Here is a 25887-nt window from a genome sequence, read left to right on the forward strand (position 1 = left end):
GACCATTGGCTTCCAGCTCGCCGATCCCGTATATCGCACCGGTGTGATCGGCGTGGCGATCTGGTACGCGCTTGCCATCCTCTATTTCGCGGCCTATGGACGGAAGACGCTCGTCTTGTCGCCGGAGGAGGAGTTCGCGGTGAAGCACCGCGAGGGCGCGGCCCCGGTGTAGCCGACGCAGAAACCGGATTGCAACGAAGCCGGCTCGCGTTTGCGGGCCGGCGCTTCTTGTCGAGGCACCATGTCAGGTAACGTGAAAATCATCTCCCCCATCGATGGCTCGGTCTATGCCGAGCGGCCGATCGCAAGCGACGCCGAGATCGGCGCCGCGGTGTCAGCGGCGCGCGCGGTACTGCCCGAGTGGCGGAGGGTTGCGGTGGCCGAGCGCGGGCGCTACATGCTGGCCTTTCTCGACGCGCTGCTCGCCATGAACGACGACGTGACGGTGGAGCTTGCCTGGCAGATGGGGAGGCCGGTTCGCTATGGCGGCGAGAAGGGGGCGCTGGAAGAGCGTATCCGTGCCATGGCGGCGCTGGCGGAGGAGGCGCTCAAGCCCTACACCCCGCCGGCGAAGGATGGGTTCCGCCGCTATATTGCGCGTGAGCCGGTCGGCATCGTGATGGTGATCGCGCCGTGGAACTATCCTTATCTCACCGCCATCAACACCATCGTCCCTGGGCTTCTCGCCGGCAACGCCGTCATCCTGAAGCACGCGGCGCAAACGCTGCTCGTCGGCGAGCGCATCGCCGAGGCGTTCCGGCGGGCTGGGCTTCCCAAGGGCCTGTTCGCCAATCTCGTGATGTCGCATGAGCAGACCGAGAAGCTGCTTGGCTCCGGCAAGATCGATCATGTCAACTTCACCGGCTCCGTGGCCGGAGGCCGCGCCATCGAGCGCGCCATCGCAGGCACCTTCGCCTCGATCGGGCTAGAACTCGGCGGCAAGGACCCGGCCTATGTGCGTGCAGACGCCAAGCTCGATCACGCCATCGAGAATCTGGTCGATGGTACCTTCTACAATTCCGGCCAATGCTGCTGCGGGGTCGAGCGCATCTATGTCGATGGCCGGGTGTTCGACGATTTCGTCGAGGGCTTCGCCGATCTCACCCGCAAATATGTCGTCGGCAATCCGCTCGACGCCTCGACCACGCTCGGGCCGATGGCGCGCGCCTCCTTCGCCGACACGGTGCGCGGCCAGATCGCCGAGGCGCGGCGCAAGGGCGCAACGGCCCTGATCAACATGAAGGTGGAGGGCGACCGGCCGGGCTCGCCCTATCTCGCGCCGGAGGTGCTCGCCAACGTCAATCACCAGATGGAGGTGATGCGCGAGGAGAGCTTCGGCCCGGTGGTGGGCATCATGAAAGTGCGCGACGACGAGGAGGCCATCACGCTGATGAACGACAGCCCCTATGGGCTGACGGCCTCGATCTGGACGCGCGATGCGGACCGCGCCGCCGAGATCGGCAGCCTCGTCGAGACCGGCACGGTCTACATGAACCGCTGCGACTATCTCGATCCGCAGCTCACCTGGACCGGCGTCAAGGACACCGGCCACGGCGCGGCCCTGTCGAAATATGGCTTCGACGCTCTGACCCAGCCGAAGAGCTTTCACCTTCGCGACGTCTGAACACCTATCATCACAACTATCATCTCGGAACCGGACATGACCGCACCGACCGCAAATTGGAGCTACCCGACCGCTATCCGCTTCGGCCCCGGCCGCATCAAGGAGCTCGCCGATGCCTGCCGCGCCGCCGGAATCTCCCGGCCGCTGTTGGTCACCGATGCGGGCCTCGCCAAGCTTCCCATTACGCGCAGAGCAATGGACCTATTGAAGGAAGCCGGGTTCCCGGCGGCGATGTTCTCGGATGTCCAGCCGAACCCGGTGGACTCCAATCTCGAAGCTGGCATCGCCGCTTTCCGCGCCGGCGGGCATGATGGGGTGGTTGCCTTCGGCGGGGGCTCGGGCCTCGACACCGGCAAGGTCATCGCCTTCATGGCCGGGCAGACCCGCCCGCTTTGGGACTTCGAGGATATCGGCGATTGGTGGACGCGGGCCGATCCCGACAAGATCGCACCGGTGGTCGCGGTGCCGACCACGGCGGGGACCGGCTCCGAGGTCGGCCGCGCCGGCGTCATCACGCAAGAGGCGACGAACACCAAGAAGGTGATCTTTCATCCCAAGATGATGCCGCGTGTGGTGATCTGCGATCCGGAGCTCACTGTTGGCATGCCGCCCGCCATCACCGCCGGCACCGGCATGGACGCGCTCGCCCATTGCCTCGAGGCCTATTGCTCCCCGAGCTATCATCCGATGGCCGAGGGCATTGCCGTGGAAGGCATCCGGCTCATTTTCACCAACCTGCCGAAGGCGGTGACGAACGGCCAGGACTTAGAGGCGCGCGCCCACATGATGAGCGCGGCGGCCATGGGGGCGACAGCCTTCCAGAAGGGCCTCGGCGCCATTCACGCGCTGTCCCATCCGGTCGGCGCGCTCTACCACACCCATCACGGCACGACCAACGGCGTGTTTATGCCCTATGTGCTCGTCTTCAACCGTCCCGCCATCGAGGCGAAGATCGAGCGGCTGGCCGGCTATCTCGGCATCCCCGGCGGGTTCGACGGCTTCCTCGCCGCGGTGCTCGATCTGCGCAAGAAGACCGGCGTTCCCCATGATTTGAAGGGACTCGGCGTCGACGGGGCCCGCGTCGATACCATCGTCGAGATGTCGCTGGTCGATCCGACCGCGGGCGGCAATCCGGTTCCGCTGACCAAGGAGGGAAGCCGGAAGCTGTTCGATGCGGCGCTCAAAGGCGACCTCATGGCGGTTGCCTGACGGGCAGGGGGATCGCGCCGGCTGAAAGGGGTGAGGCGCCTCGATGGCCCGAGAAAGGGCCCGCACCCGCGCTGCCCGAAAATGCAAGCGGAGGGGAACGCAGCAGCCTAAGTCTTCCTCATTTCGGGGCTGGCGTGGCGAGATCATTTTCGAAAGGCGAGAGCATCTTCGACCTGACGCCGTGAAGCCGGAAGCCTACAGGCGTTATACCGAAGAGCGTTGGACCTGGCTCCGAAGCCGCATCGAATCACTGGGCAATTTCCGTGCAATCGGAAGCGGGGCAAGTTATGGTTGCAACAGGTCGCGATGGTGGGCAATTGGCGCATCGGGTATCGCTATGCCTCTTCTCCAAAACGGATCCTACCGAGGTCGGGCGGACGACCTGACATTCGATTTCAGAGTAAGTCGCACCGATGATGGACAGTTGGGTGCACTCAGCGGCGACGTAACTCGAAAAGGCGATTTCATCTCCTCATTCGTTTGCTCGAAGCCGGAAGAAGATGCGTCCGGGATCGTTACTGGGGAGGTGAAATTCCGGGGCAATCCGGAGCTGTTCACCGGACAAGTGCGGCTGGAGGCGGACGACCGCGGGATTGGCTCCTTCTCGCTCGGCATCGACCTTGAGGGGAACTATCGGGATCAATTCGCCGGAAGACTTGATCGCATCGGCGACTTCATGCGGAAGCTGTTGATCGAGATCGATGGACTCGAGGGGGCCGAGCCGCCGAGCGACTCAGGGTATGTCGGTCGCGGCGGCGCGGCCATGACGATCGTCAAGGCCTTTAATGGAGCTGGGTTCGATACCAACGTCCGCATCGATCCATTCCGCGCCCTTGCGGCACAGCCGGGGCACATGCGGGGCTACACCCATGCCGAGATTCACTCGGCCATGGAGGCATTGAAACAAACTGAACCCGTCGACGGATTGCACGTCCACGTCTTTGTCTGCAGTTATCTCGCCGGGCGGGGCGGCAAAGACGTGCTCGGCGTGATGTACGATTTTGGCGAGGCGGACCTGAACAAGAAGCCGCGCGAGGGCGTCGCTGTGTTCTACGACCATCCCGCCCTGTCGGATCCGCGCGTTTCGACGTCCGAGCGCGAACGCGAGTACGTGTTCACCCTTGTGCACGAGATTGGCCACGCGCTCAATCTCCTGCACAGTTTCGACAAGGCGAGGCCGTCGGCGCTGTCGTGGATGAACTATCCTCATCTTTATCCGCGGGGTTATGAATCCGATGTCGGCCAGGACGGCACGTCAGAGTTCTGGAGACACTTCCCCGAGAGCTTCGATTCCGAAGAGATCATGCACCTGCATCACGCCTCACCGCGAGAAATCGCGGCAGGTGGGTTTTCCTTCGGAGTCTATGAGGAAGGTGCGAGCCGCCCATTCGGAGGAACCGCCGAGCCACGCCTCACTCGGCCAGGTGGCAACCCCTTGCGGGCGATGGGCGACGTTGAGCTCCGCGTGGAGCCACTGAAGGCGGAATACGCATTGGGTGAGCCTGTGTTCGTCAGAATTTTCGTCAACAATGGTGGCGATCGTTTGGTTCGCGTGCCCGACGCATTGGATCCGAGCGACGGCTATGTCCGGTTGAAGCTCCGAAGTCCGAGCGGCCGGATCATCCCCTATCGCCCGCCGATCAAGCTGTGCCGTCAAGCACAACTTGCCTACCTTCCGGCAAAGAAGCAGACCCAGAGTTTTGATGGAGCTCCAATTTTCGTATCCGCCGCGGGTCCGGTCTTCACTGAGCCGGGGGACTATCAGCTCGCAGCCGAGATGACCGGGGTCGACGGATCTCGAGTGATCTATGCCCGACCGACAACGATACGGGTAGCCGGTCCAGATCGGTCGACCGAGAAATTTGCCGAGAAACTATGGACTGAATATCCCGAGGTGTTGCGCGCCATGTATCTTCGCCACCCGCTCACCGCCAAGGAAGAGTGGGCGAGCATCATGGACGGCCCGCTGCCGGAGTCGCGGGGAAACACCACGAAGTCATATCTGAACTACATCTCCGCTTATGGCTGGATGACCCGCTTTGCGCCGGGTTTCGGGCGACGAGAGTACGGATCTGACCTCTCCAAGGCCATCGGCTACGCAGATCAGATAAACCCAGCCGGACTGCCAGGCTCGGTTGGGCGTATCAAGAACGATTTGAAGACCGAGGGGGCAAAGCAAAAGCAAGATATGCGCAGCATGTGGGCGCCGTCTGCCCGCATGCGTTACGACCTCCCCGCCTCGGGCCTGTTTGGAGGGCTCGCACTCAAAACCGACGGCGAGGAAGATGGCCCGCCACCGGTCTCTGCGCCGGGTCTCTCCGCCGAGCGGATTGTGCCTCGACTAGAGGGCTCCACGCGTTTTGCCGACATCGTGTCCTGGAACATCGAGCATCTCCACAGCCGGAAGGACTGGGAGCGAATGCCAAGAGTGGCCGAGCTCATCCGCAGCTTCCGTTGCGACTTCTGGGGGCTTCAGGAGGTCGATGCTGCGTCGCTGCAGGAACTCGCAAGCGTGATCAACAGCAGCGGCAAGACGCGTTACGCATATCTCGCTACGGACGGCAAGGGGCAACAGAACGGTGTTCTGTTTCGCACCGACACGACACGCGTTTCAAAAATCGCCCCATCTCCTTCTATTGCCAAGCTCTTCCAATCCAAGGTCGAAGTCACGAAGCGCAAGGGAGAGAAAGTGCAGCGTTCGGTTTTCTTCCGCGAGCCTTTGCTTCTCGATGTGCGTGTCATCCAAAGCTCGAGTCTCGTCTACGATTTTCGATGTGCGGTGGTCCATCTCAAGAGCACGGACAGCGAATTGAGCGATACGGGATCCGGGTTGAGGGCGAAGGCTGCGGAAATCTTGGCTCAGTGGATTGCCGCCGATCGGGAAGTCAGTAAGGAAAGCGATTACCTGATCCTTGGCGATATGAATGCCGAGACGGCGGCGCAAGGTCTCGCGGCCTACGCGGAGAGGAGCGACTTGCGACTGCTATCCGTGGGCATGAAAGAGAAATACGGCCCCGATGCCGCCATTACCCGGGTGGCGAGCAAGAGGCTCCTCGACCACATTGTTATTACGGCTGACTCAGAAGTGAAAATGCCGGAAGAAGACCTGTCCGAGCAGCTCATTGTGCGATCGGATACGTTGGTTTCGGACTGGAAGACCGAACTCTCCGATCATGTTCCGGTTGCCGTGCGCTTCACCCTGGGGAAGGACCAAGACTGAAGACGAAGTCTCGTCTACGACGAAGGCGTGCTCAAACACTAGGCATTGCGGACGTAGCATGAGCGTGCTCAAGAAGCTGCTATGCGTCCTAGCCGTCCTCGGCGCGCCAACACTGTTGGCGAGCGACGCATCGGCGCAGTGTTCTACCGTCAATCCTCCTTGCGATTTTGCTTGTTCGGTCTTGAAGTATTGTCCCGGGCCGATCGCATGCAACGTCGACACCGATTGTGGTGTTGGTCGCGGACGGTGCATCAGTGGATTTTGCCGAGGCGGTCGTCCGATCGGTGGCTGCACCCCGCGTTGTCAAGCCAATCAACGTTGCGCTTGCCCGTCTTGGGATACCCAATGCATCAACTCGATGTTCGGTCAGTGCGTGAATGTGCGCAGGCCAGCGGGTGGCGCCGGTGGAGGCGGTGGCTCGGGCACAGGATCTCCGCCGGCCTGCGGCGGACATGGACGGCAAAAACTTAGCGGCACGTGCGCGACTGACTCTGACTGTGGTGACAACCAGCGCTGTCAGGGGCACGCCTGCAAGCCATGCAGGCCGAATTCCTCGCCGCAAGGTCCCGCGTGTACGACTGCCCGCCAGTGTGGACAGGGATTTATCTGCTTCCGAGGGCACTGCACCGCCGCATAGCAATTGGCGGTGAGGCGCGCGGGCACGCGTCATCAACCTCCGCCAAGGGAGCTGGGATCAGTACCCTCTGAGCTGTGTGATTTGGCCGGGGGTCAAACCCTCGATGTCCTTTTGGGTGAGCGTCTCGACCCCGTCGCGCTTTGCCTTTGCCTGCACGGCCTTGAATTTGGCGTCTGCATCTTGCTTGACCGGGGCCGTGACGGGTTTCGTCTTTGCCGTCGCCGGACCTGTCTTGGCCGTCGCTGTCGCCGAGCGCGTCGGCGCCGGGCGATACTGATGCGCGGCGGCGGGTGGTGGGGGCGCGGGCCGTTGATAGGAGCGCTCGCCATACCAATTCGGCGCCCGTGGCGGTGGCCCATAGGCGCCTGGCCGGTAATAATAATGCGGCCCATAGGCGGCCGGCCCGTAATATTCAGGCGGCGGGGGTGGGACGAAATAGACATCCGGCGGGCCCATCATGCTGCCCAAGATGGCGCCAATCCCGAATCCGACGAGCCCGGCGCCGACAGCGGAGCCATTTCCGGCCTGCGACGGGGGGCTCAGGAAAAGGGCAGCCATGCCGATTGCCGCCGTCGTGACCGCAGTCCTGAAGACTTTGTCCATTGGGAATCCCTCTTGCCGCCCAATCGCTTAAACGCCGTGCGGCGGGCCGCCCTACGGCGAAAGCCTAAATTAAAAGCATTACTAGAAGGTCACGGCGAAAGAGGGGCGCAGCTGGGCTTGTGGCTCTCAAAGGGCGAACAGGTCTCGCGGTTCGTGACCTTCTGGTAACCCATCCGGTCTAGCCTTCCCACCGGGGCCCTGAACGAGCCCTGAGGGGATCGCTCAAATGCGCAAAGTCCTTCGCGTTACGGCTGCCGCTGCCGCTGGATTGACTTTGCTGGCGTGCAACCGCCCGCCACGGCCCCAAGAAGCCGTCTACGCGCCGCCACCGGCTCAGACCTACGGCAACGGCCCCTATGCACGTGCGGATCTGCCGCCGGCTGCGCCACCGCAGACCTACGGTCGCGCCCCCTATGGACGAGCGGACGTCCCGCCACAGGTTCCGTCGCCTCATGCCTCCTATGGACGAGGGGACGTGCCGCCACAGGCTCCGCCGACTCGTGCCTACGACAGCGCTTCTTATGGACGAGCCGACGTGCCGCAGCAGGACCAACGGCTTGTGTGGAAGTCCTCCCCACGCTGGGCGACAAAAGAGAACAACCCGAAGCGCGAAGCCGATGCCGGCCCGGTCAAGCACGAGGCGCCGTCGAAACTCAGACTCGCCCAGGCGAAGGCGGCAAAAGTCGGCGTCGAGAACCTCACCGGCGAGGACATCGAGGGCTTGAGCTCCGCCGACCTCAAAGAGCTTAGGGGCTACTAGCTGCCGCCAAGAAAGGCCTGCCCGGAGCGATTGGCGGTGGAGGCACTCACTAGCGAACTTGTCTCTGCGTGTTTGAGCGGATAGCCTGGAACGTTGAAGGTGGATACCCTTCTTGATAGCGTTGCCCATCACGGGTTGAGCCTTTTCAGCTCGGCGACGGCCGCATCATATTCGATCCGAGTCTTGGGACAGGTCTCGGCCGCGGTACGTAGCGCCGCCCCAGCTTCCGTGGGGTTGTTGTGCAATAGGTCCCACTCTCCGATGTAAAACTGTGCCTGACAGCGCTCCACACGGTTATTGGCCGCATCGAGAGTCGCATCTGGCTGCCGCCGTCCGAGGTAAAGCTCGATCGCCGCATAGGGCCATTCATTGCTATGCAGCTTGCCTGCGTTGGCCTCGAGCTCGGGAACCGCGTCCTCCCCAACCCTCGATCGCGCGATAAAGAGGAAGAGCATCGGATAGGCGCTGTCCTTGAGCGCGAGCGAATGCGACAGGTCGACGGCCGCATCGTTAAAGTCGCCCCGGTAAAACCGTGCATAGCCGCGGTGTTCGTAGGCCGTTGCATTCGTGGGATTGAGTTCGATGGCCTTGGTGAAGTCGGCGATGGCGAGAGTGTAGTCCCGCTTGCCGACATAGGCGCCGCCCCGGCTATCAAAGGCCTGCGCGTCCTTGGGATCGAGTTCCAGCGCCGTGTTGTAGTCGGCGATGGCGCGGTCGTGTTGCCCCATGACCTCATAAGCGATGCCCCGATCGCCATAGAAGTCCGCCTGTTTGGGATCGAGGTCGATGGCCCTGGAATATTCAGCGATGGCGCGGTCGAACTCCTGCTTATCGTCATAGGCGTTGCCGCGATTGAAATAGGCATCCGCATATTCGGGATCGATCTCGATGGCCGTGTTGTAGTCGGCGAAGGCGCGGTCGTAGTCCCGCTTATGGGTGTAGGCGTAGCCGCGATTGCTGTAGGCGGCCGCACTGGGATTGATCTCGATAACCTTTGAGTAGTCAGCGATGGCGCGGTCGTAATCCTTTATGTCGTCATAGCCAACGCCCCGGTTGAAGGCGGCCACAACATCTCGGGGGTTCTTCTCGATGAGCTGCGTGCAACCCCTAATGCTTCGATCGACGTCCTTGGACTGATCGCAGTCGACGGCATCACCGGAACTCTCTTGGTCGCCGTGGCTGAGAGTGAGGTTGTGGTGCCGATCCCAGCAATAGGATTTGTGGGGATGGAGCCTACAGTAGTCCTGGTAGGCAGAGGGGGCCGCGAGCGCGGTGGCGCTCATGCCAAGCAGGACCGTGGCGGCCAAGGCAAGTGTCGTCTCACGCATCATGCGGGAAAGGTCAGCTCCCCCGATAGGTCGTGAAGCCAAACGGGCTCAACAATATCGGGAGGTGTAGATGCGCTGCCGGATCGCCGATCTGGAAAGACACCGTGATCTCCGGGTAGAAGCTCTTCGGATAGACTCCGTGCACGTCAAATATCAGCTGGTACGTGCCCGCCTCCAAGGGCGCTGGCCCGAGCTCAAGCCTGCCATCCGCGTCGGTCTTGCCGAGGCCAAGCGTTTTACCGTCGCGTACCAGGCGGACAGGGACACCCGCGACAGGACGGCCGGAAGCCGTGTCGAGCACGTGCGTCGACAGGGCGCTGGCGACGGACGGACCTTCCGCGGCTCTGGAGCGGCGAATGTCGCCAGCCCCTAAGAAGCCACCGACAACGATGACTGCAACAAGAGTCAGGCCAACCAATGCTCGCGGCATGCTATGTCTCCTTTTCGACTGACCGATAACGTGCGCCTCGATCCTTGCCTCTAGCCACCCGAGAGTGGTGTTAGTCGGCATAGACCTCCACGACCTGCATCATGCCGAGCTCCTCGTGGTTCATCATGTGGCAGTGAAGCATGTAGATGCCGGTGAAATCCAGGAAGCGCGAGCGGAAGGTGATGCTGCCATTGCGCGGGACGATCATGGTGTCCATCCAGATCGGCTCAGGCACCTTCTCGCCATTGATCTTGGTGACGAGCATGTCATTGGTGTGGATGTGGAAGACGTGGTCGTCCTTGTGCTCATTGAGGATGGTCCATTCTTCCACCGCGCCGAGGCGTACCCGCTGATCGATCCGGTTCGGATCGAAAACCTTGCCGTCGATCGTGAACCGGAACTCCTGCCAATGCTCGGTTGCCTCGACCTCGGGGTGCGTCGCTGCGAATCGAAGCACGCGGGTCCCGGTGATCTCCTCGTCGCCGATGATCTTCTCCGGTGTTGGCGGCAGTTTTGTCGGCAAGTTCATCGGGAGTGGATCGCCCTCCACCACTATGCGGGCGATGGGTCCGGTCGGGGAGCCATAGCCCTGATTGTAAGGGATCGCGCGAAGCGCATAGGTGCCTGGCTTACCTGCCTGCACCAGCACATCGATTCTCTGCCCGGGCGCGATGAGCAGGGCATTCGGATTGTCGCCTGCGTGTTCCAGCGTGCGGGGAAAGGACTGATCCATTCGCGATTGAGGGACGCCGTCGCGGGCGATCGAATGCAGCGTGTGCCCCTCCATCTCCATGAAGATGTCGTCCTGCCAGCCCGCGTGCAACAGGCGCCAGCGTTGCACCTCCCCAGGCCGCATGGTGATGGTCGGTTCCCGCACGCCGTTGACGGCCAGGAAGCGGGCCGCGGTTTCCGGAAAGAGCGTCTCGAAATTCTCCACGGTGCCAAACGAGTCGAATACCGCCTCGGTCAGCACGAGCAAGCGCTCCTGCGCGGCTTTGATCTCGGGGACATCCTCGAAATCGCCTTCGATGATCAGCGCGGCCACCGCACCGCTCGCGATCTGCACGTCGGCCGATCCATGCATATGGGGGTGATACCAATTGGTTCCGGGGATGTGGTCGGCGGGAATGGCAATCTCAATGTCGTAGCTCTTTCCCGGCTCCATGACGCGCATCACGTTGTCGGAGATGCCGCTCGGGCTCACATGCAGCCCGTGCGAATGGAAATTGGTCGTATTGAACTGATGCGGCAGCGAGTGAATGACGGGCGCGGGATCGCGATTGGGGGGCAGGTCGTTGATCAGCTTTATGCGCAGCACGTCGCCCGGCTTCACGCGCAGAGTCGGGCCGGGGATGGTGCCTTCATAGGTCCGCAAGAAGAGGCGATAGCCGCCGATATCCTTGTAAGCGTATTGCATCCTGAGCGTGGTTTTGAGCTCACCATTGACGGAACGGCGAACCTCCGGCTCGATGAAAGGCGCGCCAGGCTTGAAGTCTTTCCAAGCTTCATAATCGTCGACCGGTTCGTGGTTATGGGCGTGGCTCTGGGAGCTCTCCTCCGCCTTGCTCTCCGTTACCGTGCCAGCAAGAAGAGTGGGGGCAAGCAGGGCGGTGCCCACGGCGCCACTGGTCGCCAAGAACACGCGCCGCGATAGAAGCGGCGCGGGCGCGGCGGCCAACGATGCGGCGCGATCTTCGTCACCGTGGTTCACCGGCGTCTTGGGCATACGTTCCTCCTCTTACGGGTTCGATCCGGTTCTCGTCTCGATGCGCGCAAGATCGGAAGGCGTATCGACATCCGCGAAGATGCCGTCGGATCCGACCGCGACCTCGGTCACGTGCTCCTGGTGCCGCGCCATAAGCTGCTTCGCGCCAATGTCGCCGCTGATTGTCATCATCTCGGCGAAGTAGGCGGCGCCCCACAGAACGGGGTTGCCCCTCCTGCCGTTCCGAGCCGGTACGCAGATGGCGCGGCGTCCGGTTGCAGCGAATACGGTCATGAGGGCGCCGAGGACCTGGCCCTCGACCTCCGGCATGTCGCCGAGCAGGATGAGCGCTCCGTCGCTATCCGCCGGCAGCGCAACGAGGCCTGTCCGGAGCGAGGTGCTCATGCCCTCGGCATAGGCCGCGTTGTGTACGATGGTCGCTCTCAAATCGCGCAGCGCCTCCGCGACGCGCGGGGCCTCGAAGCCGGTGACCACGACGACGGGACGAGCGCCGCTGGCAAGCGCGGCGGCTGCGACGCGGCGTACGATCGGCATGCCGTCGATCGGTTCCAAGAGCTTGTTGTGGGGCGCCATGCGGGAGGAGCGCCCCGCGGCAAGGACAATGGCCGCCGCCTTCAAGCCGACGCCGCCGGAAGAAGATCTCGGGGTTGCTCTCATCGGCGGCCGTTTCCCTTGCCCCGCTGAGTGGCCGTAATCTCGGCAATGATGGAGAGCGCGATCTCGGCCGCGCCCTGCGCCCCGATGTCGAGGCCGATGGGGGCGTGAATTTTCTGGAGGTCGCGGCTTGAGACGCCTTCTTGCCTCAGCCGTTCGAGGCGCTTGGCGTGGGTTTGCTTGCTCCCCAGCGCGCCGACATAGAAAGCATCGGAGGAGAGCGCGTAGATCAGCGCCGGATCGTCGATCTTCGGGTCATGGGTGAGCGCGATCAGCGCGGTGCGGCCGTCGACGCCGATCTTCGGCAGCGCCTCGTCGGGCCATTCACGAGCGATGGTCACGTTGCCGAACCGCTCTTCCGTTGCGAATGCGGAGCGCGGGTCCACGATCACCACGTCGTAACCGAGCGCGCGTGCCATTGGGACCAGCGGCTGTGCTACATGCACGGCGCCGACGATGACGAGGCGGATCGTCGGGTTGAATATGTTGATGAAGACTTCGCCGTCGCTCCCCGCCAACGCCATGCTCTTATCGCGCCGAAACGCATCTTCCAGCGCCGGCGCAAGGTCCTGTCCCAAATCGTCAGGGGAATAAGCAAGGCTCCGCACGCCAGTCGCAAGCTGCGTCACCAGCGCCACCCTTTGGCGCGCTTCAATGTCACTGATGATCCGGTGCAGCACTCCACCCGGCTCGCGGCCGCGTCCCCCTTCCAGGGGCTCGACAAAGATGCGTATGGCCCCGCCGCAAGCCAGACCGACGCTCCATGCGGTATTGTCCTCGACGCCGAATTCGAGGGCCTTCGGCACGCCGCTTGCGATCACCTCGGCCGCTTCGGTGATGACCTCAGCCTCGACGCAGCCCCCCGACACGGACCCCAGGAAATTACCCTCCGCATCGATCGCGAGCTGGCTGCCCACCGGTTGCGGCGCACTACCCCAGGTTTGGATGACGGTGGCGAGCGCGACGCGACGCCCTTCGGCGAGCCAGTCGAGCGCCCGCCCAAGAACGTACCGCTCCGATGCGCTCATTGCAGGGATTGCTCGCCTCGTGTCCAACCGCAGAGAATATTTCAGGCTCGCTTTCGATAATAGAACAACTTCTTCCCACCTGGATCATTTTGTTTATACCAAGCCTCAACAGCTCGATTGACGTTGTTCGAAAAATCAGCTGCTAATTGTGCAAAGGGCCGGGGGGAGACGCCACATGGCAACGCTGCTCGCAAAAAATGCCGATGTCGTCGTCACCATGGACGGGCAGCGGCGGGAGCTGAAAAATGCCGGGCTTTTTGCCCGTGACGGCGTGATCGAACAGGTGGGGCCGACCGCGGAATTACCGGCAACAGCGGATGTCGTACTCGACCTGAAGGGCCACATCCTGCTGCCCGGCCTGATCAACTGCCACCACCACCTCGACCAGATTTTGACCCGCAATTTACCCGCCGGGCAGAACACCAATTTGTTCCCCTGGCTCAAGGCGCATTACCGCGTTTGGGCGGCGCGGACGCCCGAGGACACGCGTACCGCTGTCATCGTGGGTTGCGCTGAGTTGGCGCGGTCTGGCTGCACCACGGTGTTCGATCACGCTTATGTGTTCAAAAATGGCTGCAAGGTCGACGATCAGATCCATGCTGCGAAGGAGATCGGCGTCCGCTTCGTCGTCTCCCGGGGCAGCATGTCGCTCGGACAGTCGAAGGGGGGGCTACCGCCGGACGATTGCGTCGAGGACGAGAAGGAGATCCTCGCGGATTCCGTCCGCGTCATCGAGCAGTATCACGACGCGAAGCCCGGCTCGATGCTGCAGATCGTGCTTGCGCCCTGCTCCCCCTTCTCGGTCACGGCGGAATTGATGCGCGAGTCGGCGAAGATCGCCAGGCACTACGGTGTCAAGCTGCACACGCATCTCTGCGAGACCTTGGACGAGGAGCGCTACACGCTCGAACATAAAGGCTTGCGGCCCGTCGCCTATATGGACACGCTCGACTGGGTCGAGAAAGACGTCTGGTATGCCCACGCTGTCCATGTGAACGACGATGAGGTGCGCCTCTTTGCAAAAAAAGGAGCGGGCGTCTGTCATTGCCCGTCCTCCAATATGCGGCTCGCCTCCGGCATCGCTCCCGTCAAGAAATATCGGGACGCAGGCGTCAGGACCGGCCTTGGCGTTGACGGCTCGGCAAGCAACGATGGTTCCAACCTTCTGGTCGAAGTGCGCGAGGCGATGCTGCTGGCGCGGCTGAAGATCGGGCTGCTGCCGCCGGAGGGTCCGCAGACCGTACTTTCCACTTCCGATCCGCTGCGCGCCAAGGAATGGATGACCGCGCGCGATGCGCTCGAGATCGCAACAATCGGCGGCGCCGCGGTGCTCGGGCGAACCGACATCGGTTCGCTAGAGAAGGGCAAATACGCCGACTTCTTCACCCTCGATCTGAACTCGATCGCTTATTCCGGGGGCTTGAGCGATCCCGTCGCGGCTGTTGTCTTCTGTGCACCAACGTCTGCCCGCCATACCGTGGTGGGCGGCCGGCTGATCGTGGACAAGGGCGAGGTGGTGAGCATCGATATGGGCCCCGTCGTGCAGGAGAACAACCGCAATGCGGCCCGCTTGGCCGCCTTGGCTGCCGCACCATGAATTTGAACACCGTTACAGAGGTGAAGCAGCCCACGTGCGCAGATGAGATCGCTAAGTGGCGCGAGGGTTATGCGTGGCTTGCCGGAGGGACCTGGCTATTCTCGACGCCGCAGATTGCCACCGATACGCTGATCGACCTTCAATCGCTGCGCTGGCCCGCGCTTCAGGTTTCGGCGGACGGCCTCGATATCGGGGCAACCTGCACCGTCGCCGAGCTGGACCGCTTCCAGGCACCCCCGGAATGGACGGCCACTCCCCTCCTGCCGCTGTGCGCCCGCGCGTTTCTCGCGTCGTTCAAGATCTGGAACGCTGCCACGGTCGGGGGCAATATCTGTATGTCATTGCCGGCGGGGCCGATGATTACTCTCACCGTTGCCCTTGAAGGTATCTACACGCTTTGGCCGCGCGGTGCGGAGCCACGCCAGGTTGCGGCGATCGACTTCGTGACCGGCAACCATATGAACGTGCTTCGGCCGGGCGAGCTCTTACGCAGCATCCGTCTCCCGGCAAGCGCGCTCTGTAAACGCTTCGCCTCGCGCCGCTCCTCGCTCACCCATCTCGGGCGGTCCGCGGTGTTTCTCATTGGCACGCAGAGCGCGGATGCAGATGACCTCCTGCTGACCATCACCGCGGCCACGCCAAGACCGGTTCAGCTCCGCTTCGATCGCGTTCCGTCCGCCGACAAGCTGCGCCACACCATCGGGGCAGAGATTCCCGACGACGGGTATTTCGACGACGTACATGGCTCGCCCGTCTATCGGCGCCGGCTCACCTACTATTACGCCGAGCAAATCCGCTCCGAGCTCCAGTCTGGAGCTGCTGCATGAACGTTACCGTCAACGGGACGAAGATCTCCGCCGAACCGGCTCCAGGCCAATGCCTGCGCACGTTCCTGCGCGGCCTCGGGTTTTTCGGCGTCAAGAAAGGCTGCGACGCCGGCGATTGCGGCGCGTGCACGGTCTGGATCGATGGCGTGCCTTTCCACTCTTGCCTGGTGCCTGCCTTCCGGGGTGCGGGACACGAGATCACCACCATCGAAGGGCTCGAGCGTGATGGGGGCTTGCATCCGATGCAACAGGCCTTTCTGGATGCGCCAGCCTACCAATGCGGTTTCTGCACGGCCGGCATGATCATGACCGCGGCCTCGCTCGACGACGAAGCGCGCAAGGACTTGCCGCACTCGCTCAAAGGCAATCTCTGCCGCTGCACCGGCTATCGCAGCATCGAGGACGCTCTGAATGGTGTAGGGTCCGCCGAAGAAGACGGTGCCGGCGACGCCTGTGGGGCGAGCTTACGCAACCCCTTCGGCAGGTCCATTGTCACCGGTCACGCGCGCTACACCCTCGACGTCGCGATGGATGGGATGCTGCATCTGAAAGTGCTGCGCTCGCCGCATCCGCATGCGGGCATCAGAAGCATCCGCCGCGACAAGGCGCTTGCCGTCCCTGGCGTCGTGGACGTCTTCACCTGGGAGGACGTGCCGCGCAGGCTCTACTCGACGGCGACGCACGAGGATCACCTCGTCGATCCTGACGACACCTACATCCTCGACAATGTCGTCCGCTTCGTCGGGCAGCGGGTCGCCGCGGTCGTCGCCGAGACCGAGGGTGCCGCGGAAGAGGCGTGCCGGTTGCTTGAGGTCGACTACGAAATCTTGCCTGCCGTGTTCGACCCCGAGCAGGCCATGGAGCCAGGAGCGCCGATCCTGCATCACAAGGGCACGGAGGCCCGTGGAAATATCTATGTCGATATCCATGGCGAGCTCGGTAGCGTCGAGCTGGGCTTCGAACAGGCCGATGCCATCCACGAGATGACCTATTCGACCTCGCGCGTGCAGCACGTGCATCTTGAGACCCACGGCTCGATCGCCTGGAAAGGGGAGGATGGACGGCTACATGTCCGCACGAGCTCGCAGGCGCCGTTCATCGCCAAGGAGAAGCTCTGCTATCTGTTCGGGCTGTTTCCCCGCGACCTCCACGTCTTCACCGAGCGCGTTGGCGGCGGGTTCGGCGGCAAGCAGGAGATGATTTCCGAGGATCTGTGCGTGCTGGCCACGCTGAAGACCGGGCGGCCGGTGATGTGGGAGTTCACGCGGCCCGAGCAGTTCACCAGCGCGACCACCCGCCATCCGATGACAACGCATGTCAAGCTTGGCGCCAGAAAGGACGGGACGCTCACGGCGATTCAGCTCCGCCTCGTGTCCAATACCGGCGCCTATGGTGGCCATGGTGGCGAGACGCTCGCAGCCGCGCTCGCCAACCAGCTCACCGGCTATCGCTGCCCCAACAAGAAGGCCGATGGCTATGCCGTCTACACCAACATGATTCCGGCCGGCGGCTTTCGTGGCTATGGCGCCTCGCAGACGACCTTCGCTATCGAATGCGCCATGGACGATCTCGCCAAGCTTTTGGGGATCAGCCCGTTCGAAATCCGCCGCAAGAACATGATCCGGCCGGGAGACTGGATGGAGTCGGTTTGGCACGACGCGTCCGACGTCGAGTTCGGCAGTTACGGTCTCGACCAATGTCTCGATCTCGTCGAGGAGGCGCTGGCCAGCGGCCGGGGGGCCACCAAGCCCGAGGGTGAGGAGTGGGCCGAGGGCACCGGTATCGCGGTCGCCATGATGGAATCCGGACCTCCCACGGAGCATCGGTCCGGGGCGGTGATGCGGCTTGAGAGCGACGGGAGTTATCACCTCGCGGTCGGCTCGACGGAGATGGGCAACGGGTCCGTCACCTCGCATTGCCAGATCGCCGCCTCCGTTCTTAGCACGCGCGCCGACCGCATCGCCATCATCAATGCCGATACCGATCTTGCGCCTTACGATACCGGCACCTTTGCCAGCACCGGCACGGTCGTCGCAGGCCAAGCCGTGATGCTGACGGCGAAGGCATTGCGCGACAACATCATCGAATATGCCAGCCGCCATACGGGGTGCGAGACCTCCGAATGTCGCTTGCTGGACGATGCAATTATCTGCGCCAACCAGAAAATTCCGCTCACCGACCTATATGCGGCGGGCACTAAGGAGGCCCACCGCTTCGAGGCCAAACGCAAGGCCTATTTGTCGCCGCGGTCGATCGCCTTCAATGCTCAAGGCATCCGTCTCGCCGTGCATCGCGTCACCGGCGACATCGAAATCCTGCAAAGCGTGCACGCCGCCGACATCGGCAGATTGATCAATCCGATGCAGTGCCGCGGCCAGATTGACGGCTCGATTGCCATGGGGGTGGGTTGGGCGCTCACCGAGAAGATGGTGTACGACGCCAATGGCACGATGGTGAATCCGGCGCTGCGCGATTATCGGATTCCGGCCTTTGCCGACATCCCGCGCAGCGAAGTCTACTTCGCCGACACCTATGATAGCATCGGCCCGATGGGGGCGAAGTCGCAGGGCGAATGCGCCATCAATCCGGTCGCGCCCGCAATCGCCAACGCAGTCGCCAATGCGACGGGTGTGCGCTTTACGAGCCTGCCGCTGTCGCCCGAGCGGATCTTCGACAAGCTCGACTCCCAATCATGACCGGACCGCTCGAAGCGCCGAAGACCAAGACGTCCACGGTGACGGTGGTCACGCAGACGCGGATTGCGCCCGACATGGCCAATGCGTTCGCGCGCTGGCAGCACAAAATCAGTAAGGCGGTCGCGGCCCAGCCGGGTTTCATTAAAGAAACGGTCATGCCGCCGAGCCCTCCCGCTCAGGTCGACTGGGTCATCCTGCAACGCTTTGCCAGCACCAAGGCAGCCGTGGCGTGGCTCCGTTCCGACGAGCGGCAGCGCCTCGTGGCCGAGGCGCAACCGATGTTGGTCGGTCAAGATGACGTCCATCTCGTCGATGATAGTGAGTCCGGCGTGCTGCCGGCGCCGGCCTCGGCGGTGATTTCAACGCGGATCAAGCCCGGCCAGGAGAATACCTACCGCCAATGGGAGCGCAAGATCGCCGCGGCGCAGGCGCGGTCACCCGGATTTCAGGGTTACCGGTTCGAGCCGCCGGTGCCCGGTGTACAGGAGGACTGGCTGGCGATCCTGCGGTTCGATTCCGAAGCCAATCTGCAAACGTGGCTCAATTCGGCGGAACGGAAGCTGCTGCTCGAGGAGGCAGCCGTCTTCACCGAGGAATCGCATGCGCGCATCGTGCGCACGGGTTTCGATCAATGGTTCCAACTGGGCGACGCCGAGGCGCCTTCACCGCCGGCGTGGAAGCAGAACATGATCGTGCTGCTGACCCTCTATCCGGTGGTGATGTTGATCACGGCCTGGTTCGAGCACCCGTTCTTGGTCGGGCAACTGAAGATGTCGCATTGGAACGCTTTGTTCCTGGACAATGTACTCAGCGTCCTCGTGCTTAGCGTTTTGACCCCGTGGGCAAGCCGGCGCCTCGGCTGGTGGCTACGTCCCGCCGACCGTGATCTCAAGCGCGACATCGCGGGAACGGCGCTCGTGATTGGCCTCTATGTCCTTTGCCTAATTGCGTTCTGGCAATACGAAACGCATGTCTGGAGGCCGTGGTGACGTCTCTGCCGCCCCCGGGGCTAGAGTCCGCTAAGGGTCAGTAGCGGACGCGGGACATTGGCGTCCCTGCGGCCCGAACGAGCGGCGCTTGTCACCATGTGAGCGAGGCTCTCAATAGCGACCGGCAGTATGTTCCGGCGTGTGCCTAACCGGACCGCCGAATTGCGGAACGGAGAATTTGGCACCCACAAGGCGCCACTATTCTCCAAACCTCGCTCTCTGCGGTCGCTTGCCAAACGGCTGCTGGGCTGATCACAGTCCCCAAGGTGCTGCATACGAGCACGTAGGGGAATGAAATGTCGGTTTCACTCGCGTCAGCGTGTGGTTTCAGGAGCAGGAAATTCCTGCGACCGTCGGTGTGGAGGAGCCTGCTTTATAATCGCCATTTGGGGAGCATTTATGAAACTAAAGCTGGTTGCCGCCGTTTCCGCTCTTGCAATACCGGCGCTTGCTCACGCGGAACAGAGTGCTCCGCAGCCAGCCGTACCGCAGCCAACAAAAGCGGATGCTCAAAAAGTCGTCCAGATAATCACCAGCGATAAAGTCGCTCAGAATTCTGCCGCCGATGCCGATATTGATGAAGACTTCAGCATCATTTCGGGGCTGTCTGGAGGACCAACCAGTTATCTCGATGGCATCAAAAAAATGCATTGGGTGCTCAAACTGCTTGATCAATGTGGTCTGGACGAGCAGCACATCAGGGGGTCGGCGACGAGCGCATTCATGCGAACGAAGCTCGGATTTGTGAGTGAAAGTGATGAAGATGTTCGTGACTTCTTTGAGCGCCCATTGTTCCAGCTAATCGTTACAGCGCTTCCGGCAAGCTCCGGATGCGCCGCTTCGATATCCGCTAGAGTGATAGCCCCCATAGAGGGAGCGCGATTTGTATACGACAAGAAGCCCCTCCAAAAACCCACCTACGTGACGATTTGGGAGGACATGTACGGAGAGGGCGGTCAGGCGATTTATGAACCACACGAGCAGATAACGGCCAGGATTGAAGCGACCATCGATACTTTAATCAACGAGTTTGCCGAGGCCTGGACACACTCACAGGGCATCGGCCATCCAAAATATGGGGCACCATGATCAGCGGTGTTCGGCAGGCAAACTGCTCACGCGCGAGGCGCGGCGTATAGCGAGCAACATCGGCAAGCCTGCCTATTGGGGCCTAGAAAATCGCGGAAATCGGCCAAACATTGGCGGAGAGGGTGGGATTCGAACCCACGGTACGGTCACCCGTACAACGGTTTTCGAGACCGTCCCATTCGACCACTCTGGCACCTCTCCCGCGAACGCCTCATGTAGCTTGCCGGCCGCTTCGCGGCAACCTCAAGGGCCGGTGAAGGGTCGCGCGTGCATCGCGGCTATTGCTGGAAGAACTTCCCGGGCTTCTGCAGGCCCTTACGCAGATCGGGCTCCTTGGGCGTGACGGGAACTGGTACCCCAGGCGCCGATTGCGGTGTCACGCCGGAATCCACGCACCTCCCGCCAGTCTGGAGACTGTGCCAGCCGGCGCGAGAGACTGGATTCATCCGATCGAAGGTATCCCCTTCCAGCCGCCCCCTCGGGTTGATCGTGCCCTTATATTCGCCGATAGCGCCGCTCCTCCCACCCCAATAGATCGTAATCTGTATGGAGTTGCCGTCGATGGAGCCGTCCAGATTGCCCGTACCGGTGTCGGTGGCAGACGTGGTGAAACTGGCAGTGCCACGGAGATCATTGCCGTCTTGCTGCAGTTTAAGATCCACCAGGAAGCCATTAGTCTGTTCAATGGTCCAACTGCCGGTGATGTCCCATTGCCGGCACGAGGCGGCGTGAGCTGCTGAGGCAAACGCCGAAAGAAGGGCGGCTCCGCCAACCAAGGTCAAGCCCATCGACAACGAGATCGACTTGAAGCGCATCATCTGGCGTTCCTCCCCAAACGAACTAGTGCTGAAAAAACTTCCCGGGCGATTGCAGACCCTTACCGGGGTCTGGCTCGGCGGGCTTTTTCGGAGCGGGTTGCGGCGCAGGCCCCAATAACCCACCCAAGCATTTGCCGCCAGTGCCCGTGCTAAACCATCGCGCCATCGAGGCCGGACTCATTCGGTCGTAGGTCTCCCCCTCCAGCCTTCCATTTTGGTTGACGGTGCCGGTGTATTCACCGATCGCACCGTTGTCCCAATAGATCGACATCTTGAATTTGCTTTGATTGTCGACGCTTCCGTCGAGACTACCGCGACTACCGGTGCCAAAGAACTCCGGTGTTCCAGCGGAGCCCGTGAATAAAGGGCCTCGTTGCTGTAAGTCGAGGTTCACCAGGATTCCATTGGTCTGCCGAAGCTCCCAATGACCGGTCAGGTCCCACTGACAGGTGAACCCCTGGGACGCAACGGTGGAGGGGAATGCGGTCGCCAGGAGCGTCGACGCACAGGCGAGAGCCATCAAGCTGCTCAGTAAGGAAATCGCGCTGATGTTGGTCATGCTGGAGAATCCTCCCGTTCCAAGGTTCCGCCCAGTAACACCGCCGCGTCTTTTCAGGCCTCGACAGCAAATTTCGCCGTGCTGCCATTCTTATCGAAGTTCCCGCCTCCACGCTGCAATCGCCGCGCGGGGGGCGCTGGACTAATTGACTTATCGGCTTCGGCTTCTATATTGCGCCGCGGAGAGGCCAGGCGGTCAGCTTGGCCCGCGCCCTGGGGCGCGAGGTCTTTCAGCCCACAAAGTTGGACGGATAGATAAAAGTCATGTTCGCGGTCATTCGCACGGGCGGCAAGCAATATCGCGTGGCGCCGAACGACGTCATCAAGATCGAGAAGATCGCGGGCGAGCCCGGCGACATTATCGAGCTTTCGGAAGTGCTTCTGCTTGGTGGCGGCGAGGGCGCGCCCAAGACCGGCGGTCATAAGGCCGGCGGGCCGAGCATCGCCGGCGCTCTGGTGGCGGCCGAGGTCATCGAGCAGACCCGCGGCGACAAGATCATCGTGTTCAAGAAGAAGCGGCGCAAGAACTATCGGCGCAAGAAGGGCCATCGCCAGGATCTGACGCTGCTCCGCATCACCGAGATCCTCACCGACGGCAAAAAGCCGTCGCAGACCAAGGTGGCGCGGCCGGAGCCGAAGAAGGTCGAAGCCAAGAAGCCTGAAGCCGCTACCGAGGGCGAGGCGAAGCCGGCGAAGAAGGCTGTGGCCAAGAAGGATGCGCCTGAGAAGAAGGCTGCGCCTGAAAAGAAGGCCGCGCCTGCCAAGAAGCCTGCGGCGAAAGCTACGGCCAAGAAGCCAGCGGCCAAGGCTGCGGCGGCCAAGAAGCCTGCGGCGAAGCCGAAGAAGAAGTAAGGACCCATACCATGGCACATAAGAAAGCCGGTGGCTCATCCCGTAACGGCCGCGACTCAGCCGGGCGCCGGCTCGGCGTGAAGAAGTCGGGAGGCCAGCGCGTCATTCCCGGCAACATCATCGTGCGCCAGCGCGGCACCAAATGGCACCCCGGCGACGGCGTCGGCATGGGCGTCGACCACACGCTGTTCGCGGTTCGCGAGGGCGAGGTGGAATTCGCGACCAAGGCCAAGGGCCGCGTCTACGTCTCGGTGAAGCCCAACTAATTCGCCTCAGTCTCCGGACGACCTCTCCGCGTCACCCCGGCGAAAGCCGGGGTCCAGTTTTCTTGGCGCCTTTGGCGCCGCTGGATTCCGGCTTGCGCCGGAATGACGACACGTGGAATTGCTCGCTCCTCATCCGGCCAAGCCAGGCAATGACAAAAAGGGCCGCTCCCGCGTATCCTGCCCGCGTGGTCATCCGCACCGAAAGACTCCTGTTGCGCGCGCCGGTGCTCGCCGATGCGACGAGCATTGCCCTGCTTGCCGGCGACTACGAGGTTGCCAGCATGACGGGAACCATCCCGCACCCCTATAGCGAGGAGATGGCGGTCGATTGGATCCAAAGCCTGCAGGCCGGCGAAGAAGGCGTGGCCTTCGCCATCGACCGCGCCGGCGCGCTGATCGGCTGCGTCGGCTATCGCGCCACCGACAAGATCCACGCCGAGATGGGATATTGGATCGGCAAGCCTTATTGGGGGATGGGCTACGCCACCGAGGCGGCGCGGGCGCTCATCCTGCATGCCTTTCACAGAGAGCGCTTCGACTATCTTACGGTCGGTCATTTCAAGGAGAACCCGGCCTCGGCGCGGGTGATCGCCAAGCTCGGCTTCGAGCCTTCCGGTGAAGTCTTGCGCGACTGCGCCGCACGGAACGCCAAATCCCGCTGTCTCACCTATCGGCTCACCAGGGGGCGGGCACTAGCTTAATTGCCACTTTGCGTTAAACAACCTGTGCTTTAACCCCCTCACCCGCGCCAAGCCAGCTTGGCGCGACCTCTCCCCAAGGGGGAGAGGCGATCCCAGTCTCGCGGCCACGTCCCATGCAGTTCCTCGATCAGGCCAAGGTTTATGTGCGCTCCGGCGACGGCGGGAACGGCTGCGTCGGCTTCCGCCGCGAGAAGTTCATCGAGTTCGGCGGACCCGACGGCGGGGACGGCGGCAAGGGCGGCGACGTCATCCTCGAATGCGTGGCAAACCTCAACACCCTGCTCGACTACCGCTATCAGCAGCACTTCAAGGCGAAGAGGGGCGGTAATGGCATGGGCCAGAACCGCACCGGCGCGGGCGGCGCCGACGTGGTGCTGAAGCTGCCGCCTGGCACGCAGATTTTCGAAGAGGATGGCGAGACGCTGATCGCCGATCTGACCAAGCCGGGGGATCGCGTGGTGCTCTTGCGCGGCGGCAATGGCGGCTTCGGCAATACGCGCTTCAAGTCTTCCACCAATCGGGCGCCGCGCCGCGCCAACCCGGGGCAGCCCGGCGAGGAGATGACCATCTGGCTCAGGCTGAAGCTGATCGCCGATGCGGGACTCGTCGGCCTGCCCAATGCCGGCAAGTCGACCTTCCTTGCCGCGGTGAGCGCGGCCAAGCCCAAGATCGCCGACTATCCCTTCACCACGCTTCATCCCAATCTCGGCGTGGTGCGCGTAGACTCCACCGACTTCGTGCTTGCCGACATCCCCGGGCTGATCGAGGGCGCCCATGAAGGTGCAGGCATCGGCGACCGCTTTCTCGGCCATGTCGAGCGCTGTGCGGTGTTGCTTCATCTCGTCGACGCGACGCTCGATGATCCCGCCGACGCCTACCGTATCATCCGCGGCGAGCTCGACGCCTATGGCGCGGGGCTCGAGGAGAAGCCTGAGATCGTGGCGCTGTCGAAGTGCGACGCGGTGCCCGCCGATGAGCTGAAGCGCAAGGCAAAGGTGCTCACCAAGGCGGCAGGCCGGAAGCCTCTGGTCCTTTCCGCGGTGAGCGGGGATGGCATGACCCCTGCCTTGCGTGCGCTTGCGGCGGAGATCAGATCGGCGCGCGCCAAGCGCAATGCGCCGCCCGAGCCGCGCGAAGCCGGATGGCGGCCATGAGGGCGGAATGGGCAAAGGCCAAGCGGCTCGTCGTCAAGATCGGCTCGTCGCTGCTCGTCGACGGCGCGAGCGGCGCGCTGAAGGCAGACTGGCTCGGCTCGCTCTGCGACGACATCGCCAAGCTAAGGCGAGACGGCAAGGAGGTCATCGTCGTGTCGTCGGGCGCCATCGCGCTCGGGCGCAACGTGCTGAAGCTGCCGAAGGGCCCGCTCAAGCTCGAGGACAGCCAGGCCGCGGCCGCGGTCGGGCAGATCGATCTGGCGCATGCCTATGAGGATGCTTTTCGCGCCCGCGGCCTGATCGCGGCGCAAGTGCTGCTCACGCTCGGCGACACCGAGGAGCGCAGGCGCTATCTCAATGCACGCAACACCATGACGACGCTGCTTAGCCTCGGCGCCGTGCCGGTGGTGAACGAGAACGACACGGTGGCGACGAGCGAGATCCGCTACGGCGACAACGACCGGCTCGCGGCGCGTGTGGCCTCGATGATGAGCGCTGACTGCCTGGTGCTGCTCTCCGACGTCGACGGCTTCTATACCGCGCCTCCCGGCTCGGCCCCCGGTGCGAAGCGGCTGGAGGAAGTCCGCGACATCACGCCGGAGATCGAGGCTATGGCCGGCGATGTCGGCTCTGAGCTGTCGCGCGGCGGCATGGTGACCAAGATCGAGGCGGCGAAGATCGCCGTTGCCGGCGGCACCCATATGGCGATTGCGAGCGGCAAGGTGCTCAATCCGCTTCAGGCGCTTGCCGAACCCGGCGGCTGTACCTGGTTCCTTGCCCATGCCGACCCCGTGACGGCGCGCAAGCGCTGGATCGCGGGCACGCTCGAGCCGAAAGGCGCGGTGATCGTCGACAAGGGCGCGGCAGAGGCGCTGTCCCGCGGCAAGAGCCTCTTGCCTGCCGGCGTCACCAGGATAGAAGGTGCCTTCGAGCGCGGCGACGCCGTGGTGATCAAGAACGGCGAGGGCGCCGAGCTTGGCCGCGGGCTCGCCGCCTACGATCACGAGGACGCGCGCCGCATCCTCGGCCGCAAGAGCGGTGAATTGCCGGAGATTCTCGGCTACCGTGGCGACCCGGAGCTGATCCACCGCGACGATATGGTGCTGCACCGGAGAGGTTGA

22 protein-coding genes and 1 tRNA gene are annotated in these 25887 nt (G+C 62.8%); 14 read left to right on the forward strand and 9 right to left on the reverse strand.

The genetic code is table 11. The features are described 5' to 3' along the window. The first annotated feature begins 241 nt into the window (after positions 1-241). The 3 genes from ACREC7_RS07470 (at position 242) to ACREC7_RS07480 (ending at position 6053) form a co-directional block, all read left to right on the forward strand. A complete protein-coding gene (locus tag ACREC7_RS07470; RefSeq protein WP_431555060.1) occupies positions 242-1624 on the forward strand; it encodes an aldehyde dehydrogenase family protein in 1383 nt (460 codons plus the stop codon). A 36-nt stretch (positions 1625-1660) separates the two neighbouring features. After that, positions 1661-2833 (forward strand): iron-containing alcohol dehydrogenase, encoded by a 1173-nt coding sequence (locus tag ACREC7_RS07475; RefSeq protein ID WP_431555061.1) that lies wholly within the window; start codon positions 1661-1663, stop codon positions 2831-2833. Positions 2834-3257: 424 nt separating this feature from the next. Then, on the forward strand, positions 3258-6053 hold the full coding sequence (locus tag ACREC7_RS07480; protein WP_431555062.1) for an endonuclease/exonuclease/phosphatase family protein: 2796 nt from the start codon (positions 3258-3260) through the stop codon (positions 6051-6053). 694 nt (positions 6054-6747) lie between these two features. On the opposite strand, the gene ACREC7_RS07485 is transcribed toward ACREC7_RS07480, so the two are convergent. Beyond that, positions 6748-7293, reverse strand: a complete 546-nt coding sequence (locus ACREC7_RS07485; RefSeq protein ID WP_431555063.1) for a hypothetical protein — start codon at positions 7291-7293, stop codon at positions 6748-6750. Between the two features lie 226 nt (positions 7294-7519). Between ACREC7_RS07485 and ACREC7_RS07490 the strand changes: the two genes are divergently transcribed. Further along, on the forward strand, positions 7520-8053 hold the full coding sequence (locus ACREC7_RS07490; RefSeq protein WP_431555064.1) for a hypothetical protein: 534 nt from the start codon (positions 7520-7522) through the stop codon (positions 8051-8053). A gap of 128 nt (positions 8054-8181) precedes the next feature. Here ACREC7_RS07490 and ACREC7_RS07495 read toward each other — a convergent pair whose 3' ends face one another. From ACREC7_RS07495 to ACREC7_RS07515, 5 genes are all read right to left on the reverse strand, one after another. Continuing rightward, positions 8182-9384, reverse strand: a complete 1203-nt coding sequence (locus ACREC7_RS07495; RefSeq protein ID WP_431555065.1) for a tetratricopeptide repeat protein — start codon at positions 9382-9384, stop codon at positions 8182-8184. Positions 9385-9394: 10 nt separating this feature from the next. Continuing rightward, on the reverse strand, positions 9395-9811 hold the full coding sequence (uraH, locus tag ACREC7_RS07500) for a hydroxyisourate hydrolase (protein ID WP_431555066.1): 417 nt from the start codon (positions 9809-9811) through the stop codon (positions 9395-9397). Between the two features lie 70 nt (positions 9812-9881). Next, positions 9882-11537 carry a multicopper oxidase family protein gene (locus ACREC7_RS07505; RefSeq protein WP_431555067.1) on the reverse strand — a complete coding sequence of 552 codons (1656 nt, stop codon included), beginning with the start codon at positions 11535-11537 and terminating at the stop codon, positions 9882-9884. Between the two features lie 12 nt (positions 11538-11549). Further along, on the reverse strand, positions 11550-12194 hold the full coding sequence (locus ACREC7_RS07510) for a nucleotidyltransferase family protein (protein WP_431555068.1): 645 nt from the start codon (positions 12192-12194) through the stop codon (positions 11550-11552). Next, the gene (locus ACREC7_RS07515) at positions 12191-13219 is read right to left on the reverse strand and encodes an XdhC family protein (protein ID WP_431555069.1); all 1029 of its coding nucleotides are present in this window, start codon (positions 13217-13219) and stop codon (positions 12191-12193) included. The genes ACREC7_RS07510 and ACREC7_RS07515 overlap by 4 nt, the downstream gene beginning before the upstream one ends. Positions 13220-13394: 175 nt before the next feature. On the opposite strand from ACREC7_RS07515, the gene ACREC7_RS07520 reads away from it, so the two are divergent. The 5 genes from ACREC7_RS07520 (at position 13395) to ACREC7_RS07540 (ending at position 20417) form a co-directional block, all read left to right on the forward strand. Further along, positions 13395-14816, forward strand: a complete 1422-nt coding sequence (locus ACREC7_RS07520; protein ID WP_431555070.1) for an 8-oxoguanine deaminase — start codon at positions 13395-13397, stop codon at positions 14814-14816. Next, positions 14813-15643, forward strand: coding sequence for an FAD binding domain-containing protein (locus ACREC7_RS07525; RefSeq protein WP_431555071.1), 831 nt, complete (start codon positions 14813-14815; stop codon positions 15641-15643). The genes ACREC7_RS07520 and ACREC7_RS07525 overlap by 4 nt, the downstream gene beginning before the upstream one ends. Beyond that, complete coding sequence (locus ACREC7_RS07530; protein ID WP_431555072.1) at positions 15640-18339, forward strand: molybdopterin-dependent oxidoreductase; 2700 nt, start codon at positions 15640-15642, stop codon at positions 18337-18339. Before ACREC7_RS07525 ends, ACREC7_RS07530 begins: the two co-directional genes overlap by 4 nt. Next, a complete protein-coding gene (locus ACREC7_RS07535) occupies positions 18336-19328 on the forward strand; it encodes an antibiotic biosynthesis monooxygenase (protein WP_431555073.1) in 993 nt (330 codons plus the stop codon). The genes ACREC7_RS07530 and ACREC7_RS07535 overlap by 4 nt, the downstream gene beginning before the upstream one ends. Positions 19329-19727: 399 nt before the next feature. Further along, positions 19728-20417 carry a hypothetical protein gene (locus tag ACREC7_RS07540; protein WP_431555074.1) on the forward strand — a complete coding sequence of 230 codons (690 nt, stop codon included), beginning with the start codon at positions 19728-19730 and terminating at the stop codon, positions 20415-20417. Positions 20418-20528: 111 nt separating this feature from the next. Here ACREC7_RS07540 and ACREC7_RS07545 read toward each other — a convergent pair. From ACREC7_RS07545 to ACREC7_RS07555, 3 genes are all read right to left on the reverse strand, one after another. Continuing rightward, a tRNA-Ser gene (locus ACREC7_RS07545) sits at positions 20529-20618 on the reverse strand. A gap of 77 nt (positions 20619-20695) precedes the next feature. Further along, positions 20696-21235, reverse strand: coding sequence for a hypothetical protein (locus ACREC7_RS07550; protein WP_431555075.1), 540 nt, complete (start codon positions 21233-21235; stop codon positions 20696-20698). A gap of 22 nt (positions 21236-21257) precedes the next feature. Beyond that, positions 21258-21794: a hypothetical protein gene (locus ACREC7_RS07555; RefSeq protein WP_431555076.1), complete on the reverse strand. Its 537-nt coding sequence runs from the start codon at positions 21792-21794 to the stop codon at positions 21258-21260. Positions 21795-22057: 263 nt separating this feature from the next. Here ACREC7_RS07555 and rplU point away from each other — a divergent pair, with 263 nt between their 5' ends. The 5 genes from rplU to proB all read left to right on the forward strand — a co-directional run bounded on the left by rplU (position 22058) and on the right by proB (position 25887). After that, positions 22058-22645, forward strand: a complete 588-nt coding sequence (gene rplU, locus ACREC7_RS07560; RefSeq protein WP_431555077.1) for a 50S ribosomal protein L21 — start codon at positions 22058-22060, stop codon at positions 22643-22645. A gap of 11 nt (positions 22646-22656) precedes the next feature. Next, on the forward strand, positions 22657-22911 hold the full coding sequence (rpmA, locus tag ACREC7_RS07565) for a 50S ribosomal protein L27 (protein ID WP_431555078.1): 255 nt from the start codon (positions 22657-22659) through the stop codon (positions 22909-22911). A 149-nt stretch (positions 22912-23060) separates the two neighbouring features. Next, positions 23061-23612 carry a GNAT family N-acetyltransferase gene (locus ACREC7_RS07570; RefSeq protein WP_431555079.1) on the forward strand — a complete coding sequence of 184 codons (552 nt, stop codon included), beginning with the start codon at positions 23061-23063 and terminating at the stop codon, positions 23610-23612. Between the two features lie 113 nt (positions 23613-23725). Beyond that, positions 23726-24766, forward strand: coding sequence for a GTPase ObgE (obgE, locus tag ACREC7_RS07575; RefSeq protein ID WP_431555080.1), 1041 nt, complete (start codon positions 23726-23728; stop codon positions 24764-24766). Beyond that, complete coding sequence (gene proB / locus ACREC7_RS07580; RefSeq protein ID WP_431555081.1) at positions 24763-25887, forward strand: glutamate 5-kinase; 1125 nt, start codon at positions 24763-24765, stop codon at positions 25885-25887. The genes obgE and proB overlap by 4 nt, the downstream gene beginning before the upstream one ends.

It is taken from the genome of Methyloceanibacter sp. (assembly GCF_050728395.1).
In the GTDB taxonomy this organism is placed as follows: domain Bacteria; phylum Pseudomonadota; class Alphaproteobacteria; order Rhizobiales; family Methyloligellaceae; genus Methyloceanibacter.